Source organism: Vibrio sp. 10N.222.55.C6, from assembly GCF_041473395.1.
GTDB classification, from domain to species: domain Bacteria; phylum Pseudomonadota; class Gammaproteobacteria; order Enterobacterales; family Vibrionaceae; genus Vibrio; species Vibrio crassostreae_C.
Window position 1 is genome coordinate 1 of sequence record NZ_JBFRSD010000741.1, and the last position, 734, is coordinate 734.

1 protein-coding gene is annotated in these 734 nt (G+C 38.4%); it reads right to left on the reverse strand.

Annotated features, from left to right (window positions below):
* On the reverse strand, nucleotides 1-734 hold a 734-nt coding region (locus tag AB4486_RS25925; protein ID WP_372119609.1), incomplete at both ends, for a DUF5666 domain-containing protein.

Here is a 734-nt window from a genome sequence, read left to right on the forward strand (position 1 = left end):
TCTTCATAGCGAGTATTTTGGTTAACGTAGATAGTTTGATTGCCAGAGAACGTTTGAATAACAAAGCTCAATGCTTCGTCATTGGTGCTCTGAACTTCACCTTCAAAATCAACGTCATTATCATTCCAATCTTGTGAATCATCGTTGTGTTCAAATTCGATTTCGGTAGCAACATTTTCGCCGTTAGCTTGTTTCGTTGTTACTTCAATTTCTGTACCTACAGTTAAATTTGACTTGTTGCCGTCTTCGTAACGAGTATTGTCATTGACAAGAAAGCGACCTTTGTAGCTTAAATCAAATGATGATTTGTCGTTCGCTACCCAAGTAATAATGCCTTCAATTTCTGTATCATTATCGATCTCATCAAAACCTTCGACTTCCACTTCATCTGCTTTCAATACAGAGCCTGCCATTGAGCCTGTCACTTCAACCCAAAGACCGTTAGATAATCCATTGCTGCTGTCATCGTTGTCGATGTGGGCAATTGAATAATCAACACTTAGATTAGCACCAAGTTTGAAAGTCGATTCATTTAAATCGCTTATTAGCCCTTCAACTTCAACGGATTCAGTTAAGTTAGAGTGCTCAAACTTAACAACAGAAAGTACTTTGTAACCTGCATTCGCTGTTGGTAAAGAAGAGACCATAACCCAATCGCCATTTTCAATTTCACGTGACAGATCTGTAAAGGTCAATGCGATGCCATTGACTTTAAATGTGCCATTATTGTGGTT